Source organism: Marinobacterium profundum, assembly GCF_001528745.1.
GTDB classification, from domain to species: domain Bacteria; phylum Pseudomonadota; class Gammaproteobacteria; order Pseudomonadales; family Balneatricaceae; genus Marinobacterium_A; species Marinobacterium_A profundum.
The window spans coordinates 20,355-38,283 of the sequence record NZ_BCNS01000107.1 but is presented as its reverse complement, the minus strand read 5'-3'; the positions used below and the strand labels follow the sequence as shown (position 1 = coordinate 38,283).

Genomic DNA, 17,929 nt, shown 5'->3' with positions numbered 1-17,929 from the left:
TTTTGAGGCAAATAGTGGTTCTATTTAACAAAAAAGAGCTCGTAAAATGACCAAATTCGGCTTTTCCACAGTAGATCAGTGGTAAGTCCGACAGGCTGCTAATACAAACATACTGTAGCGAGTATCCGCCCCTGAGTCCTGTCTGTCACATGTTGAAGTCTATATTGGATATCAATCCCTTAGCGCGAGTGTACCGCTGCATGCAGGCCATAATCCCCGCCCTGCTGATACTTGCCCTGCTGCTGGGCAACAACGCCTGGGCCGGGCCCGATGAAGACATAGCGCTGATTACCGAGCGCCTGGCACAGTACGAGGGCAAAACACCGAGCCCCGATGAACAGGCGGAAAAGGACCGCTATCAGCAGGCCCTGGACGCATTGCAGGATCTGAAGCAGTACGAGGCCAGTGCCGCAAAGCTGCGTCAGGAACTGGAAACCCTGCCGGATGACCTTCGTCGTCTGCGACAGACCCCAAGCGAGGCGACCGATAGCCTCCCCCCTGCGACTGATACCCAGACACTGGAGCAGCTGCAACAGCAACAGACGCTGCTCAAAGCCAACATGCTGGATCAACAGAAGGTCCGCGATCAGCTGCAACAGGATATCAGCCGCAATGAAAGCAAACGGCTCAGTCTGCGTGACCAGCTGGCCCAGCTCAAACAGGCCAGTGAACCCAGCGTCAACCTGAAAACCAACAGTGCATCCGGCCAGTTGCTGCAGAACGCACGTCTGCAGGCGCGCAGCGCGCAGATTCAGAGCCTAGAACTGGAGCTACTGACCCTGCCCGGACGCGCCGAACGCAACGAATTGCAACAGCAGCAGCTCAACCGTGATATCAGCGCCAGCACCCTGCAATTGCAGCAACTCGAAGAGCTGATCCAGTGGCGTCAGCGCAGCCAGACCGAAAAGACTCTTAACGAACTGCAGCAGAACAGCCTCAGCGGTCTCGACCCTGTGCTGCAGGCCGCCGGCGAGCAGAACCGCAACCTCAGTCTTGAGCTGCGCGACACCCTGGCTGGCATCGAACAGACCAGCGACCTGCGTCGCCAGCAGGACGCACACCTGACGCGGGTCGATGAGGCTTACCGCACCATCTCCCAGCAACTGGAGCTGGAAATTCAGTACGTTGGCACTGAACTTCACCGACTGCAGGCAGGCCTGACCCGGCCACTCAATACCGCCAGCACCCGCGCCCGCATCAACCAGCTGCGGCTGCAGAATATCCGCCTCAATCGTGACCAGCTGGGCACCGAGCAGGAACTGGGCGGTTACGAAACCTCCCCTGGCCTGCAACTGCCGCAGGAAGCGCGTACGCAGTACCGCCAGCTGCTCACCGACCGCCTGAGTCTGTTCAGCAAACTGCGTGATGCCCGTCTCAGTCTGGTGGCCGAACTGTCGGCACTGCTGTCGGTGCAGGAAAACATAAACGAACGCATCAACCAGGCCCGTACCCTGATCAGCGAACAGTTGCTCTGGCTGCCCAGCGTCACACCTATACAGCTCAACTGGCTTGGCGAGCTGGCCGAAAGCCGCCGACTGCTGCTCAAGCGCTGGCAGAAGAATTCCGTTCAACCGCTGCTGCGCTATTCGTCCCAACTCGCCCTGCCACTGCTGGGGCTGGTTCTGCTGTGCGGCCTGGCGCTGCTACTGCTGCGCTACCAGCGCGCCCGACAGCAACTCTGGCACCAGGACATAGGCAATGTGCTGCAGGACCGTTTCGTCCATACCGCCTTGCCGCTGGTGCTGGCGCCGGTCACCGCCCTGCCACTGCCATTACTGCTGCTGATCACCGCGCGCTACGCACTCAACCCGGGCCACCCCGACTTCGATGTACTGGCCTTAATGCTGCACATAGCCGCGCTGATCGTCTGGGTTATCCATTTCCTGCGTATCTGGCTCCAGGCGCCCCACGGCCTGTTTGTCGGCCACTTCGGGGTCGCGCCTAATCTCGCCCGTGTCCTGCGTCAGCGCCTGCTGCTGCTCGGCCTGAGCTGCGGCCCGCTAATGCTGGGTCTTCTCTATGTTTACGCCACCACCCTTGACTCCGAGGTGATGAAATCCGGCCTGGAGCGCCTGCTGATGCTGGCGCTCACTGGCCTCATCACCCTGCTGTGGGGCAGCCTGCTGACCGTTGCCCCCGAGCTCAACCGACTGACTCAAAGCAGTCGCTGGTGGTTCAAGGCTGAGGTCTGGCTGGGTAGCCTGGTGGGATTCAACTTTATCCTGCTGGTCATGATGCTGGTGGGCTATGTCTTTACCAGCCAGGTATTCATGGTCCTGCTGCTACTGGTCATGGTGGTCTGCCTGTCGGTGTTCGTGGCCTACGGCCTTGGATTGCGCTGGCTACTGATCGCCGAGCGCAAGCTGGCCTTCGACCGCGCCCAGGCACGCCAGGCCGAAATCGTCGCAGCGCGGGAGAAAAACGAGGACGAGCCGGCCCTGAGCGCCGACTACCTCGACATGCAGGACATCACCGAGCAATCACGCAAGCTGCTGGCGACCACCAGTCTGATTCTGCTGCTGGGCCTATTGTGGCTGGTGCTGCGTGACTTTTTGCCGGCGCTGGATGTATTCGACAAGCTGGTGCTCTGGTCCAATATCAGCAGCACCAGCGAAGGCGATGTGCTGAACAGTGTAACCCTCAAAAACCTGCTGTTTGCCACCCTGCTGCTGGGGATGAGTATCTTTGCCGCCTCCAACCTGCCGGGACTGCTGGAATTGCTGGTACTGCGCCACATGACACTGAACCCAGGCACAGGCTATGCCATAACCACCCTTATCAAGTACGCCCTGGTGGTGATTGGCATCTTTGTCTGCGTCGGCGAACTGGGATTGCAATGGTCCAAGCTACAGTGGCTGGTGGCGGCCCTTAGCGTGGGGTTGGGCTTTGGGCTGCAGGAGATCGTCGCCAACTTTGTATCCGGCCTGATCATCCTGTTCGAGAAGCCCATGCGTATCGGCGATACCGTCACCATTGGCGGGGTCAGCGGCACAGTGACGCGCATTCACATACGCGGCACAACCATTGTCGACTGGGATCGCAAGGAAGTCATAATCCCCAACAAGACCTTTATCACCGACCAGTTGATCAACTGGTCGCTCACCGATCCAACCACCCGGGTGGTCGTTCGGGTGGGCGTGGCCTATGGCTCCGATACCGAACAGGCCCGGGGACTGATGGTGGAAGCGGCACGGGAAACCGAGCGCGTGCTGGGCGACCCTGCCCCCGAAGCCTTCTTTACCGGCTTTGGCGTCAGCACCCTGGATCTGGAGCTGCGTCTGTTTGTCAGCACCATGTCCGACCGCATGGTGGTGACCCACAACGTCAACACCAGCATCGATCGAAAATTCAAGCAAGCCGGGCTGGAAATCGCCTTCCCGCAACTCGATGTACACCTGCATCGCGGAGCAGGCACCCAGGAACCCACCGCTGGAGATAGCCGCAATGACTGACACCGGAAAACTGCTGCACAGCTGCAGCCTGCCCCTGCGCTGGGGTGACATGGACGCCTATGGCCATATCAACAACGTGCAATATATCCGCTATCTGGAAGAGGCCCGGGTACAGCTGCTGATCAAGCTCGGCGCCGGCCTCGAAGGCGCCGCCCAAGCTCCGGTGATCATCAATGTCGGCTATACCTTCCTCCGCCCACTGGTCTATCCCGAGACACTGCGCATCGATTGCTTCGTCGCCGAGCCCGGGCGTTCAAGCTTTATGATCTATTACCATGCCTACGCTGACTCCAGCCCCGAAGTGCAGGTCGGCGAGGGTTACTCCAAGGTCGTATGGATGGATCACGCCAGCGGCCGCTCAGTGCCACTGCCGGACGCGATCCGGGCCCAGTTGTAACCTACGCTCACAGCAAGCAATAACAGCAGCATAAGGGAATGCACATGACACAGGATTTAGCACCGGACAACCGCGATACCTCGACGCCACCGCAGAATGGCAGCAACGCCAAGATCATCTATGTTCTGTACCTCGTCAGTCTGGTGGTGGGCATCACCGCACTGGTAGGTCTGGTCATGGCCTATGTATACAGATCCGAGGCAACCGACTGCAATAAGGCCCACTACCGCTGGCAAATAAGAACTTTCTGGATCGGCCTCCTGTATACACTTTTAGGCGCTTTGTTGACCGGAATTGGTGTCGGATTTCTGATTTTGCTGTTTGTCGCTATCTGGTTCATCATCCGTTGTGTCAAGGGACTGCAATGCCTTGAACGGCGTGAAGCACCAGCCAATCCGGGCAGCTGGCTGTTCTGATTCGTCGTCCATTTGGCCTGCACAAACCGCGAAGATACGCGGGTTTCTAATACTTTAGAGGCGCAGGGGGCGACAGTTTGCCAAAAATCGGGTAAATTACTGCGTCGCACAAAATGACTAAAACTAAACTAATACTGCCCGGTTTCGGGTGCCTCGCCCCGTTCGGGACTGAGATAAGCAAGAGGCAGTACATAATGAACAACAGGGTACAGAGCGGTAACCTTCAGGTTACCCCAAGTCTTTATGACTTTATCAATAACGAAGCGCTGCCAGGCACCGGTGTAACATCCGAGCAATTCTGGACTGCGTTCGATTCGATTGTGCACGATCTCGCACCGCGCAATCGTGAGCTCCTGACCAAACGAGACCAGCTGCAGGCACAGATTGACACCTGGCACCGGGATCGCAAGGGACAGGCTTTCAACTTTTCCGACTACAAGGCTTTCCTGAGCGATATCGGCTACCTGCTGCCCGAAGGCGAAGCCTTCAGTGTTACCACCAGCAATGTCGACCCGGAAATGGCCACCATGGCTGGCCCCCAGCTGGTGGTACCGGTCATGAATGCCCGCTATGCGCTGAATGCGGCCAATGCCCGCTGGGGAAGTCTGTACGACGCCCTCTACGGCACCGACGCCATTCCCAGCGACGGCGGTGCCGAGGCCGGCAAGGGCTACAACCCCACCCGTGGCGCCCGAGTTGTCGCCTTTGCCCGTAACTTCCTCGACCAGGCCGTTCCCCTGGCCGCTGGCTCCCACAAGGACGCCGTCGGCTACAGCATTCAGAACGCCCAGCTGGTTGTCAGCCTTAACGATGGCAGCACCAGTGCCCTGCAGCAGCCGGAACAACTGCGCGGCTTCCGTGGCGAAGACGCAGCAGAGCCCAGCGCCATCCTGCTGCTGAACAACGGTCTGCACTTCGAAATCCAGATCGATGCCAGCAGCCTGGTCGGCAAGGATGATCCCGCCGGGATCAAGGACCTGCTACTCGAGTCTGCCCTTACCACCATCATGGACTGCGAAGACTCCGTCGCCGCCGTCGATGCCGATGACAAGGTGCTGATCTATCGCAACTGGCTGGGACTGATGAAGGGCGACCTGACCGAATCGGTCAAGAAGGGTGACGGCACTGTTACCCGCAGCCTGAACCCAGATCGAGACTACAGCGCCCTGGATGGCAGCAGCCTGAGTCTGAAAGGCCGCAGCCTGATGTTCGTGCGCAACGTTGGCCATCTGATGACCAACACCGCCATCCTCGACAAAGACGGCAACGAAGTGCCTGAAGGCATCCTGGACGGCATGATCACCAGCCTGATCTCCGTTCACGATATCAAGGGCAACGGCGCACTGCGCAACACCACTACCGGCTCCATGTACATCGTCAAGCCGAAGATGCATGGCCCCGAGGAAGTGGCGTTCGCCAACGAACTCTTCGGCCGCGTTGAGCAGGCGCTGGGCCTGGCACCCTTTACCCTGAAAATGGGCATCATGGATGAGGAACGCCGCACCACGGTGAACCTGAAGGAATGCATCCGCGCCGCCAAGGATCGCGTGGTGTTTATCAACACCGGCTTCCTGGATCGCACAGGCGATGAAATCCACACCTCCATGGAAGCAGGTCCTGTCATCCGCAAAGGTGACATGAAGGGCGCTTCCTGGATTCAGGCCTATGAAGACTCCAACGTCGACATCGGTCTGGCCTGTGGACTCCAGGGTCGCGCCCAGATAGGCAAGGGCATGTGGGCCATTCCCGATCAGATGGCCAATATGCTCAAGGCCAAAATCGGTCATCCGCTGGCCGGCGCCAACACCGCCTGGGTTCCGTCACCCACGGCCGCAACCCTGCACGCCATGCACTATCACCAGGTAGATGTGTTCGCCCGTCAGGACGAACTCAAGAGCCGTCCGCGCGCCAGCATAGACGACATCCTGACTATCCCGGTATCGCAGAACCCCAACTGGTCCGCTGAAGAGATTCAGCAGGAACTGGACAACAACGCCCAGGGTATTCTCGGCTATGTTGTGCGCTGGGTTGACCAGGGTGTAGGTTGCTCCAAAGTTCCGGATATCAATGATGTGGGGCTGATGGAAGACCGCGCAACCCTGCGTATCTCCGCCCAGCACATTGCCAACTGGATGCACCACGGCATCTGCAGCCGCGAACAGGTTGTCGAAACCCTGGAGCGCATGGCAGGCGTGGTGGATGGCCAGAACAGCAATGATCCGCTGTATCAGCCAATGGCCGGCAACTTTGCCGACAGTGTCGCCTTCCAGGCGGCCTGTGAGCTGGTGCTTGAAGGCCGTGAGCAGCCCAACGGCTACACCGAACCGGTCCTGCACCGTCGTCGCATCGAAGCCAAGGCCAAGGCCGCCGGCTAATCGAGTGCCACTGATGTACAGATAAGATGTACGAATAAAAAGGGCTCACCAGGTACTCTGGTGGGCCCTTTTTTGTGTCTGCTCACTGCTATTCCCCGCGCCTTCTCTATCGTGCCGGCTTCTTTTAAAAAACGGACTCACCGCCCCAGAGGCTCTGAACTAAAGTTAGAGGGCGCGCCAGCCCGGACAAGGACTTCAAGGGTTCGTGCTGCGTACCGCTAGCGCCACATATCGTCGAGACCGCCATGCCAGCACCGGAACAGGATTTGTTGCAGCAACTGGATCAGCAGTTGCAGCAGGCCATCGAGACCAGCCAGATCGAAGTCTATGGCCAACCCAGCCACTTTTATCACCGCGGCTATTACAGCAACAGTACCAGCCTGTGGAGCCACTCCCCCACCCTGCTGGAATACCAAAGCCACGGCTATATGATCACAGCAACGCCCAAGGCGGCACTGCGCCTGGCCATTCTGCCGGTCCAGGGCATAATCCCGCTACTGCGAACGTCGACAGCGCCTGAAGCCTCTGAGACAACTGCACCGCCAAGCACCACACCCAACCGTCTGGAAGATATAGGCCCGGGACTGGAGCGTCTCTGCACTGCACTGGAACGCTATTGTCCATCATGTGGGCTGGACGGCTTTGCCACCCTGGCATTGCAGGGCGGTAATCATTACCGCCACATACTGCTGTTTCGCCCGCTGGAAGCCCTGCAACTCTACGATATAGAACCGCTCTGAACGCAGAGCAAACGTCCGGTTAAAGTGCTGGCCGGTCGCATGACATGCACGTACTCTTGGCAATACTCTGGAACAGACACCGGACAACGCCACTGCCATGCTTGATACGACGCGGCACCACAGTACTCTTCAACAGCTCGGCGACGAGCTCAACGTCTTTTTGACCCATAACCCACGGCTGTTCGTACTGTCCGGCGCCGGTATCAGTGCCGACTCCGGCATCCCGGATTACCGTGACCACCAGGGCAACTGGAAACGCCCGCCCCCGGTGGATCACCGTGACTTCGTCACCCAGCACAGCTGTCGCCAGCGTTTCTGGGCACGCAGCCTGGTGGGCTGGCCCCTGATGGCCAGGGCCAGACCCAATGCGGCTCATCAGGGTCTGGCCGAACTGGAGCGGCGCCAGCAGATCGAATTGCTGGTCACGCAAAATGTGGATGGACTGCATCAGCGCGCCGGCAGCACCCGGGTGCTGGATCTGCATGGCCGCTCCGACAGCGTGCTCTGTCTGGGCTGCCAGCTACGCTACAGCCGCGCTCTGGTGCAACAGCGTCTGGCCGACGACAACCCGGACTTCGCCAAACTGCAGGCGCCAGCCGCACCGGACGGAGACGCTGATCTTGAGCTCGATTTCAGCCACTTTCGGCTGCATGACTGCGACCAGTGTGGCGGCATCCTCAAGCCCGACGTAGTCTTCTTCGGCGACCAGGTGCCCAAGGAGCGCGTCAGCACGGCCATGGATGCGCTGGCACAGGCCGATGCCATGCTGGTAGTCGGCTCCTCGCTGATGGTCTATTCGGGCTTTCGCTTTTGCCGCCAGGCGGCAGCACTGGGCAAACCCATAGCTGCGGTAAACCTGGGCCGCACCCGAGCCGATGATTTGCTCAGCCTCAAGCTCGAAGCCCCTGCGGGGCCGCTGCTGCAGGCTTGTCTCGGCGCATAACCGACAGGCCTGCCAAAGCACTGGACAAGCGCATGTCGCCACACAGCATTGGCGATCCGATTCCGCTATAATGGCCGCTTTCTGACCGGCTACCGAGGCTCCCCGTTGACGTCACTCCCATTTACCGACCTGCCATTGCCCCAGGCCATGCTCGATAACCTGAGCGCCATTGGCTATCACGAGATGACGCCCATCCAGCAGCAGAGCCTGCCCCTGCTGCTGGAAAACCGTGACCTGATTGCCCGCGCCAAAACCGGCAGCGGCAAGACGGCAGCCTTCGGTATCGGCCTGCTGCTGAAGCTGGAGCCCACCAGCTTCAGCCCCCAGGCGCTGGTACTGTGCCCGACACGGGAACTCGCGACCCAGGTGGCCAATGAACTGCGCCGCCTGGCCCGTTTCCAGGCCAACATCAAGATCATCACCCTGTCGGGCGGCATTTCCATAGGCCCACAGATCGGCTCGCTGGAGCATGGCGCCCACGTGGTCGTCGGCACGCCCGGGCGCATCCGGGACCATCTGAGCAAGGGCACCCTCAAGCTCGATCGCATCAAGACACTGGTGCTGGACGAAGCCGACCGCATGCTGGATATGGGCTTTCGCGACGAGATCAAGCAGATCGCCCAGACCACGCCCTCGAGCCGCCAGACGCTGCTGTTCTCGGCCACCTACCCGGACGGCATCCAGTCGCTCAGCGGCGAATTCCAGCGCGATCCGCAGATGATTTCCCTCGAAGAAACCGAAAGTCCGCTGAAGATTACCCAGCACTTCTTCGAAACCGACCGCGAGTCGCGCATGCAGTCGCTGGAGCGCCTGCTGCTGCATTATCGTCCGGAAGCGGCGGTGATTTTCTGTAATACACGACAAAGCTGCAACGAACTGGGCGCCTACCTAAACAACGAAGGCTTCAGCGCTGCGGTGTTGCACGGCGAGCTGGATCAGCGCGACCGCGACCAGGTACTGGTACTGTTTTCCAACCGAAGCTGCCCGATTCTGATCGCCACAGACGTAGCAGCGCGGGGCCTGGATATCGACGATCTGCCCTGCGTCATCAACTACGAGCTGACCCGTGATTCAGACACCCACACCCACCGCATCGGCCGTACCGGCCGTGCCGGGCGCGAAGGTCTGGCTCTGAACCTGGTTATTCCGTCCGAAGGCTACAAGGTCAATGCGATCATGGAAGCCCAGCAGGCTGCGGATCCGGATTTCCTGCCCCTGCCTGAACTCAGCAGCGAGCGTCCGGCCCCGGCAGCCATGGTGACCCTGGCGGTTAACGGCGGGCGCAAGAACAAGATCCGTCCCGGCGATATCCTCGGTGCTCTCACCGGCACCTCCGGTATCGCCGGCAGTAGCGTAGGCAAGATATTCATCTTCGACTTCGTCTCCTATGTCGCCGTCGAACGCGCGGCAGCCGCCAAGGCACTGGCACAGCTGCAAAACGGCACTATCAAGGGCCGCAAGTACCGCATCCGCAAGTTCTGAGCCGGCACCCGCCACCACAGCGCCCTGCGAATCCCCCCCAGGGCGCCATAAAACGCTTTCAACTGCCAATATTGATGGACAAAGGCTCTTTTCAGGCGTAAACAGTGCGCTTTGGTCAAACATTGAGCACGTACTTGAACGCCATAGTCCTGCCCGACAATACCCTGTTGCTTGATCGAATCGCCGACGACCTGGCGACCACCGGCTACTGCATTTATCCACAGGCACTGCCTCACTCGCTGACCGACCGCATGTACCAGTACATGCAGGATCTGGAGCAGGAGGAGTTTCGCCGCGCAGGCATTGGTCGGGATCAGGAGCACCAGCTTAACCGCCAGGTACGCGGCGATCAGATTCGCTGGCTGTCGGCTTCAAGGCCCGAGGAATCCGCCTACCTGGCCTGGATGGAAGAACTGCGCATCGGTATCAACCGGCGCCTGATGATGGGGCTGTTTGACTACGAGTGTCATTTCTCCCGTTATCCACAAGGAGCCTTTTACCGCCGCCATCTGGATGCCTTCCAGGGACGCACCAACCGCGTGCTCTCAACGGTCTGCTACCTGAACCCAGACTGGCAACCCGGCAACGGCGGTGAACTGCTGATCTATGCCGATGAACAGGCGCAGGCGCCCATCGAGCGGGTTCAACCCTGCTATGGCACCCTGGTGGTCTTTCTCAGCGACCGCTTTCCCCACGAAGTTCTGCCGGCACAGCGCGAACGCCTGAGCCTGACCGGCTGGTACCGGGTTAACAACAGTTTGGGCGGTATCGTCGACCCGCCGCGCTGACCGCGCAGCAGCGACCAAAAAAAATGGCGTGGCGCCGGCGCCACGCCTTTTTCCTTTTGCCTGCTCTTTACTAGGCCTTCGTTAGGCCTTTGCTCATCATTGCCAAAGAGCCGGTTCTTCAGCCACTCAGCTGTCGGCCATGCCACCCTTGTTGCGCATCGTCACCTGATAGAGATCATGTCGACGATCGCGCAGGTTGGTCACCGAGCCTTCGGCACGCACCACCTTGAGCTTGTCCAGATCCAGATCCGAGAACATGATCATCTCGGTATTTGGCGTGGTTTCGGACAGCACCGCATCGTGGGGGAACATGAAGTCCGACGGCGAAAACACCGCCGACTGGGCGTACTGCACATCCAGGTTGTCCACACTCGGCAGGTTGCCAACACTGCCCGCGATGCAGACATAGCACTCGTTCTCGATCGCCCTGGCCTGAGCGCAGTGCCGTACGCGCAGATAGCTGTTCTTGGTATCGGTCCAGAAGGGCACGAACAGAATCTCCATCCCCTCTTCGGCCAGCAGGCGGCCGAGCTCCGGGAATTCGACATCGTAGCAGATCAGAATGCCGATTTTGCCCGCATCGGTATTGAACACCTGCAAACCTTCACCACCTTCGATAACCCAATCGCGCCTTTCATGGGGCGTGATATGCAGCTTGCGCTGTTCCTCGCAGGTGCCGTCGCGGTGACAGAGGTAGGACACATTGTAGAGGCGGTCATTTTCAATCAGCGGCATGGAGCCGGTAATAATATTGATGTTGTAGCTCACTGCCATCTGCAGCATGGCTTCGCGGAACTGCTCGGTGTAACCGGCCAGATAACGGATGGCCTCGGTACGCTGCGACTGATTGGTCAGCCCCATCAGGGCGCCGTTGAAAAACTCAGGGAAGAGCACAAAGTCGCTTTCATACTCCGATACTGTATCAACGAAATACTCCACCTGCTGCAGTATGTCCTCCACCGACTCGATAGTACGCATCTGCCACTGCACCACACCGACCCGCACCTGGGTCTTGCGCACACTGATTGGCCGCGCCTCGGGCTCATAGAGGATGTTGTCCCATTCCAGCAGGGTGGCATAGCCGGCGGACTTTTCATCTTCAGGCAGATAGCGTCGCAGCAACCGCTTGACGGTAAAGTCATTGGCCAACTGGAAGCTCAGTATTGGATCGTATATTTCCTTGCGCGCCACCTTGCCAATATATTCCTTGGCCGACAGCTCGTCGCTGTACTCGTGGTACTTGGGAATGCGGCCGCCCGCCAGAATGCTGCGCAGGTTGAACTGGCGACACAACTCCTTGCGCGCATCGTATAGCCGCCGGCCCAGGCGATAGCCCCGGTATTCGGGGTTGATCAGCACATCCAGCCCGTAGAGTGCATCGCCTACTGGGTCTACATGGATTTCCTGCCCACGCCCAATCAGGTCATCGTAGGTATGGGGGTTGCTGAACTTCTCGTAACTGACCAGCGCGGTCAGGGCGATACCCACCACCCGCTCATTGTCGACCACGCAAATCTGACCTTCGGGAAATTCATCTACCAGCTTGTGGATAGTGGATTCGGGCCAGGCACCGCCGATATCCGGGTACACCCGATCCATCAATTCCTGGATTTGAGGGTAATCACTGTGGGTGATATTGCGCAAACCTAGCTTGAGATCTTCAAGACTCATACGGACTCCATTCGATTCGACCAGCAATCAGACTAACGACTGCACCTGAAGTTGCAAGCTTGCAGGACCTTGCCGTTACGCTTAAACCCGCAGAGCAACCCGCGACCTGCCTTTGATTCTAATCCAGACGCTTGCGAAAGCGCAGTACCGCCAGCGTCATGCTGAGCAGAAAAAAACCCAGCAACGCCAGCACATCCGGCCAGAGCTGAACCAGTTCGACACCGCGCAGCATCAGACCACGGATCAGCCGGATAAAATGGGTCAGCGGCAAGAGCTCGGCGATCAGTCGTGCGGCACGGGGCATACCGTCGAACGGAAACATGAATCCCGACAGCAAAATAGACGGCAAAAAGAAGAAAAACGCCATCTGAATGGCCTGAAACTGGGTGCCCACCAGGGTTGAGATCAGCAGCCCCAGCCCAAGATTGGCGGCAATAAACAGCAGCGCCGCCACATATACCTCCAGCAGCGAGCCATTCAGGGGTACATCGAACAACTGTGCCCCCAGCAGCAGAATCACCGTGACCTGTACCAGGCCAATCAGGATGTAGGGCAGTACCTTGCCCAGCATAAGTTCCAGCGAACTGACTGGCGTATTGATCAGCAGCTCCAGATTGCCGCGCTCGCGCTCGCGCACTATGGCCACGGCGGTGAACATCACCATGGTCATGGTCAGAATCACGCCGATCAGCCCCGGCACCACAAACACCGCCGAGCGACGTTCGGGATTGTAAAAATTGCGCACCTCGAACAATTGACCGACAGGCTCCAGCTGCGCGGCCGTATCCATCCCCAGCCGCATGTTCAACAGCCGTTGCACCGACGCCAGTATGATGGGATCGCTGCCATCCACCAGCAACTGCACCGCCGGGCGCGCCGACTGCTGTAGCCGGCGCTCGAAGTCTGGCGGAATCAGCACCCCCACATGCACCTGACCGCGATCCAGCAGCTGCTGCAGCGAGGCGGCACTATCGACCCGAGCCACTATGTGCAGCACCTGGGACGCTTCCAGCTGTGATTGCAGCTGGACAGATAACGCGCTGCCCGCCTGATCCGCCACCGCGGCGCTGAGCTGGCGTACATCGGTGTTGATGGCGTAGCCGAACATGATGATCTGCAGCATCGGAATTCCAAAGATCATGCCGAAGGTCAGGCGATCGCGCCTGAGCTGGCGAATTTCCTTGGCCAGAATAGCCCAGAGCCGCTGCAGCGCCATCAGGGCCTCAGCTCCGATCCGCTGGCCTTGCCGCGACCGCTTTGTGTCACCGCCACAAACACATCTTCCAGACTCGGCGTGGTGTCGTGACACAGCGCCTTAATGCTGGCTGCGTGCAGCAGGCGACGCACCTGCTCGGCGGGCTGTTCGACACTGCGAGGCAGCAGCACACGCTGGCGCATGCCCAGCTGAGTAATACTGCGCACGCTATCCAGGCCGCTCAGGGCCCGCTGTACCGCCCGTGGCACGGCGGATTCCACCAGCACGACCGCACAGTCAATGTCGGCCATCAGTTGCAGCGGTGCGCCATCGGCCACCAGCACGCCACGATCCAGAATCGCCAGCCGGTGACAGCGCTCGGCCTCGTCCATGTAATGGGTCGACACCAGAATAGTGGTGCCCTGTTCCACCAATGCAAAGAGCGCTTCCCAGAAGTCGCGGCGGCTTTGGGGATCCACCGCACTGGTTGGCTCATCCAGCAGTAGCAATTGCGGCCGGTGCAGTGTTGCTGCCGCCAGGGACAAACGCTGGCGCTGGCCGCCACTGAGACGTCCGGCAAACTGCCGTGCCAGCTCGCCGAGCTGATACTGCTGCAAGGCCTCCTGGATACGCTGCTGGCGCAGCATGCGAGAAAGCCCATAAATACGGGCAATAAAATCGAGATTTTCCAGCACCGTCATGTCTTCATAGAGCGAGAAACGCTGGGTCATGTAGCCGATCTTGTGCCTGAGCCGCTCGGCATCGCCTGGCACCTCGTGGCCAAGTACCCGGGCGCTGCCGGCGCTGGGCAGCAGCAGGCCACAGAGCAGGCGAATGGTGGTGGACTTGCCGGAACCATTGGGGCCAAGAAACCCATACACCATGCCTCTGGGCACCTGCAGATCAAGCCCGCTAACCGCCACCAGATCACCAAAGCGCCGACTCAGCCCCCGCGCCTCAATCGCCAGGTCACCGACTTCGGCAGCCTCATTGGCGACACCGATCACAGGCTCAAACCCTCGAAACTGACCTGCACCGGCAGACCGCCCGGCAAGGTCTCAACACCGGTGCCACTGAGCTGCACCTCCGCCAGATAGCTCAGCCGCGACCGATCCCGCTCGGTGAGAGAATCAAAGGGCGTAAAACTGGCATCCGCACTGATATAGCGAATCTCTCCAGCGAAGACGCCATCGATACCATCCACCCGCACCTGGGCGCGGCTGCCCTGTTGCAGCCGCGCCCGCAGCGGTTCGGGCACATAGACCCTGGCATGGGGCCCGTTGCCTGCCAGCAGCACCGCCACTACCTTGCCCGCCGGCGGACGCTCGCCCTGCTCAAAGGGCAGCTCATCCAGCAGACCGTCCCGGGGGGCGCGTAGTTGCAGTCGCTGCAACTGAATATCGACCTGCGCCAGGCGCGCCTCGGCCTGCTGTACCTGGGCTTCGCCCTGCAGCAGTTCTGCTGCCGTGCTACCGTGCAGCAATTCATCCAGCTCTGCACGGTTCATCCGGGAGCGCGCCCGGCTGCTGCTGGCCCGAGTGCGGGCCAGATCGAGCGCCTCAACACTGGTCAGACGCTGGCGCTGCAGTTTTTCCAGACGCTGCAGCTCCGCCGCCGCATTGTCCGCCTCGGCGTCAGCTCCTGCCAGGCGAGCCCGGGCCGCCGCTATATGCTCAGGTCTGGGCCCCCGACGCAGTTCTGCCAGCCGTGCGCTGGCCTCTTTCAGTACAGCCTCTGCCTCGGACAGGCGCGCACGCACCAGCCGATCATCCTGCTGCAAAATCAGGTCCCCCGCGCTCAGACGCTGGCCTTCCCGAGCATCTATCTGCAGGATGGGCTCGTTCAGCTCGGCAATCAACTCCACCCGATCCCAGGCCAGTACACCATTGATACCCGTCTCCTGCGGCCACTGACATCCGGCCAGAATAAAGAGCGCCCAACCAAGCACAACACGCAACATCCATACCTCCCTTGTCGCCACCTAAGATCAACAACACAGCCACCTTGTACTCAAGCATGGGCGCGAAGTACCCCCTTTGCCACAACGCCCTGCAGCCTGCGGGCGCGAACAGCTTCGCCAGTGTCGTGCAGGGCATTACCGGGCCCGACTTTCGGCGCTATGCTGGCGCCACTATAGTGATGCACAGCTTTGGTGCGCAGAGTCCCTTCCAGGGTTGACCAGATGATCAAAAATGACGCAAGATGTCGGCTCACCACGCCGGATCCGCTGCATGAACGTCCCGACTCTTATTAGCGCACACCGCAACCGACAGGCCATCCCGGCCCGCTGGATGTGGCCCCGTGCGGTCAAACGTTAGCCGGTCCTGCAATGTTCGGTTTTCCCAAGGCCGCAGCGCTCACCGCCTGCGGCCTTTTTTGTACATGGATGTACGTATCCTGCGAGCGCAGGGATGCGCAAGAGCAGGGTTTGTACATGGATGTAGGCGGTAGAGCGACGCAAGAGCCAAAGCTGATGGGATAAGCAATGTCCCAAAGCAACCGGAAACAGGATGTTTTCCGTCCATCACTGAAAAGGAGTAAGAGCGATGTCCGTGCCAAGTGCCTATCTGGCCGTACTGGCGATCTGGGCCACCACCCCGCTGGGAATTGCCTGGAGCAGCGAAACCGTTAACCCCCTGATGGCCGCATGGCTGCGCATGGGTATAGCCGCGGTGCTGGGCTGGCTGCTGGTACGGACACTGCGACTGGACATGCCCTGGCACCGCCAGGCACTCAGGTCCTACGCCTTCGCAACCCTGGGAATTTTCGGCGCCATGAGCTCCACCTACCTGGCGGTGCGTTTCGTGCCGTCCGGCCTGATTTCGGTGATTTTTGGGTTGTCACCTGTGCTCTCGGCCCTGCTCGCCCAGGTACTGCTGCGCGAGGCCCCGATGGCGCCGCATCGCTGGCTGGCCTGTGCGATCGCGCTGTCGGGCCTGGGCTGGATCTTTATGGATGATGCCACCCTGAGCCTTGAGACCTGGCCTGGCATTGCGCTGTTACTGCTGGCGGTACTGCTGTTCAGCCTCAGCGCGGTGATGGTCAAGCGCGAGGCCCTGGCAATTCATCCGCTGCCCCATACCGTGGGTGCGCTACTGCTCAGCCTGCCCTGCTACGGCCTGCTGTGGTTGCTACTTGATGGCACAGCACCGACTTTTGACTTTGGCAGCCACTCACCCTGGGCCATTCTGTATCTGGCGGTGTTCGGCTCGCTGATCGGTTTTGTCTGCTATTTCCATATTCTCAGCAAGCTGCCTCCGAGCACTGTGGCTCTGGTTACACTGATCACTCCGGTGTTCGCGCTACTGCTGGGCAGTCTGCTGAATCACGAGAATGTGGGCCTGAGTGTCTGGAGTGGAACCGCCCTCATTATGGCGGGCCTGGCCATATTCTTCTGGGGCCACCGGCTCAGGCCCGTTCGGCTGCTTTTATAATTTGTGTTAATGCCCGGGGCTGCGGTCCCGGCCAATGAGAGTTTGTACCATGTCAGTAACAAGCAAAACTGCCAGTGTTCCTCTGGGGCACTACGATGATCACGCCAAGGGCATGCTGATTGCCGCCTGTGGCGTACTGGTGCTGAGCTTTGATGCTCTGTTGATCCGGCTGGCTGACAGCACGTCTGATAACGTTACTTTCTGGCGCGGTGCCCTGACTTTTCTGACCACGGCTCTGTTGTCTATGGTCTGGCGACAGCGCTGGCCCATAACCCCTGCGCTTTGGCTCGCAGGCATCGCCATCGCAAGCCTCTATGGCGTGAATACCTGGCTATTTGTGTTTTCCATCAGCCATACCAGCACCGCCAATACGGTTGTCATTCTGGCGAGTTCACCATTGTTCGCCGCACTCTTTTCCCGCCTGCTACTGGGCGAACGGGTACTGCGCCGAACCCTGGTCGCCATAGGCGTATCGGTGCTCGGGGTAATGGTCGTGTTTGCCGGTTCCGACAGCGGCAACAGCCAGGGGATGGGCGATCTTGCCGCCCTGCTGCTGGCCGCCAGCATGGGCATGATGTTCACTCTGTTGCGCCGCTTCGGTGACCTGCCGCGTCTGCCCATCATCGCTCTGGCCGGTGCCATTGCGGCATTGATCAGCTGGCCCCTGGCGACCCCACTGACACTGGAGCCAGCCAGCTATGGCTGGCTCGCACTCATGGGACTGATTCAAATCCCGCTGGCCACCATTCTGATCATGACGGCGCCACGCTATCTCCCCTCCACAGAGGTCAGCCTGTTCCTGTTGCTGGAGACAGTGCTGGGACCTGTCTGGGTCTGGCTCATCCTGGGTGAAACCACGTCGATTCATACCCTGATAGGCGGTACTGCGATTCTCGGTGCCATCAGCGTCAACACCTGGCTGGCCTTGCGCAGGGCACCGGACACTCACCGCAATGCCTGACGTATAAAGGAAAAGAAGCGTGCTACAGAGCCCAATGATACGGGGTGATGCAGCCAGGACGGTATGATGTCGCCA

15 protein-coding genes are annotated in these 17,929 nt (G+C 59.8%); 10 read left to right on the top strand and 5 right to left on the bottom strand.

The genetic code is table 11. From position 1 onward, the window contains the following. The first annotated feature begins 200 nt into the window (after window positions 1-200). The 8 genes from MPRO_RS10975 (at window position 201) to MPRO_RS10940 (ending at window position 10,593) form a co-directional block, all read left to right on the top strand. A complete protein-coding gene (locus tag MPRO_RS10975; RefSeq protein WP_067291863.1) occupies window positions 201-3,452 on the top strand; it encodes a mechanosensitive ion channel domain-containing protein in 3,252 nt (1,083 codons plus the stop codon). Beyond that, window positions 3,445-3,849: an acyl-CoA thioesterase gene (locus MPRO_RS10970; RefSeq protein WP_067291860.1), complete on the top strand. Its 405-nt coding sequence runs from the start codon at window positions 3,445-3,447 to the stop codon at window positions 3,847-3,849. The genes MPRO_RS10975 and MPRO_RS10970 overlap by 8 nt, the downstream gene beginning before the upstream one ends. Before the next feature lie 44 nt (window positions 3,850-3,893). Next, complete coding sequence (locus tag MPRO_RS10965; RefSeq protein WP_067291921.1) at window positions 3,894-4,265, top strand: DUF4870 family protein; 372 nt, start codon at window positions 3,894-3,896, stop codon at window positions 4,263-4,265. A 194-nt stretch (window positions 4,266-4,459) separates the two neighbouring features. Beyond that, window positions 4,460-6,640: a malate synthase G gene (locus MPRO_RS10960; protein WP_067291857.1), complete on the top strand. Its 2,181-nt coding sequence runs from the start codon at window positions 4,460-4,462 to the stop codon at window positions 6,638-6,640. Window positions 6,641-6,885: 245 nt separating this feature from the next. After that, window positions 6,886-7,380: a hypothetical protein gene (locus MPRO_RS10955; protein ID WP_158651796.1), complete on the top strand. Its 495-nt coding sequence runs from the start codon at window positions 6,886-6,888 to the stop codon at window positions 7,378-7,380. Between the two features lie 97 nt (window positions 7,381-7,477). Next, a complete protein-coding gene (locus MPRO_RS10950) occupies window positions 7,478-8,323 on the top strand; it encodes an NAD-dependent protein deacetylase (protein ID WP_067291851.1) in 846 nt (281 codons plus the stop codon). A gap of 105 nt (window positions 8,324-8,428) precedes the next feature. Beyond that, window positions 8,429-9,805, top strand: a complete 1,377-nt coding sequence (gene dbpA / locus MPRO_RS10945; RefSeq protein WP_067291918.1) for an ATP-dependent RNA helicase DbpA — start codon at window positions 8,429-8,431, stop codon at window positions 9,803-9,805. A 134-nt stretch (window positions 9,806-9,939) separates the two neighbouring features. Next, window positions 9,940-10,593 (top strand): 2OG-Fe(II) oxygenase, encoded by a 654-nt coding sequence (locus tag MPRO_RS10940; RefSeq protein WP_082708664.1) that lies wholly within the window; start codon window positions 9,940-9,942, stop codon window positions 10,591-10,593. 126 nt (window positions 10,594-10,719) lie between these two features. Here MPRO_RS10940 and MPRO_RS10935 read toward each other — a convergent pair whose 3' ends face one another. From MPRO_RS10935 to MPRO_RS25785, 5 genes are all read right to left on the bottom strand, one after another. Further along, entirely contained in the window at window positions 10,720-12,264 is a 1,545-nt protein-coding gene (locus tag MPRO_RS10935) for a bifunctional GNAT family N-acetyltransferase/carbon-nitrogen hydrolase family protein (protein WP_067291848.1), read from the bottom strand. Window positions 12,265-12,382: 118 nt separating this feature from the next. Next, a complete protein-coding gene (locus tag MPRO_RS10930) occupies window positions 12,383-13,480 on the bottom strand; it encodes an ABC transporter permease (RefSeq protein WP_067291845.1) in 1,098 nt (365 codons plus the stop codon). Beyond that, complete coding sequence (locus MPRO_RS10925; RefSeq protein ID WP_245635076.1) at window positions 13,480-14,466, bottom strand: ABC transporter ATP-binding protein; 987 nt, start codon at window positions 14,464-14,466, stop codon at window positions 13,480-13,482. Before MPRO_RS10925 ends, MPRO_RS10930 begins: the two co-directional genes overlap by 1 nt. Next, window positions 14,463-15,419, bottom strand: a complete 957-nt coding sequence (locus MPRO_RS10920) for an HlyD family secretion protein (protein WP_067291842.1) — start codon at window positions 15,417-15,419, stop codon at window positions 14,463-14,465. Before MPRO_RS10920 ends, MPRO_RS10925 begins: the two co-directional genes overlap by 4 nt. Window positions 15,420-15,469: 50 nt before the next feature. Continuing rightward, the gene (locus tag MPRO_RS25785; RefSeq protein ID WP_158651795.1) at window positions 15,470-15,673 is read right to left on the bottom strand and encodes a hypothetical protein; all 204 of its coding nucleotides are present in this window, start codon (window positions 15,671-15,673) and stop codon (window positions 15,470-15,472) included. Between the two features lie 332 nt (window positions 15,674-16,005). On the opposite strand from MPRO_RS25785, the gene MPRO_RS10915 reads away from it, so the two are divergent. Together MPRO_RS10915 and MPRO_RS10910 are read left to right on the top strand one after the other, a co-directional pair. Continuing rightward, window positions 16,006-16,893: a DMT family transporter gene (locus tag MPRO_RS10915; protein ID WP_067291838.1), complete on the top strand. Its 888-nt coding sequence runs from the start codon at window positions 16,006-16,008 to the stop codon at window positions 16,891-16,893. Window positions 16,894-16,942: 49 nt separating this feature from the next. Further along, window positions 16,943-17,854 (top strand): DMT family transporter, encoded by a 912-nt coding sequence (locus MPRO_RS10910; RefSeq protein WP_067291833.1) that lies wholly within the window; start codon window positions 16,943-16,945, stop codon window positions 17,852-17,854. The last annotated feature ends 75 nt before the right edge of the window (window positions 17,855-17,929 follow it).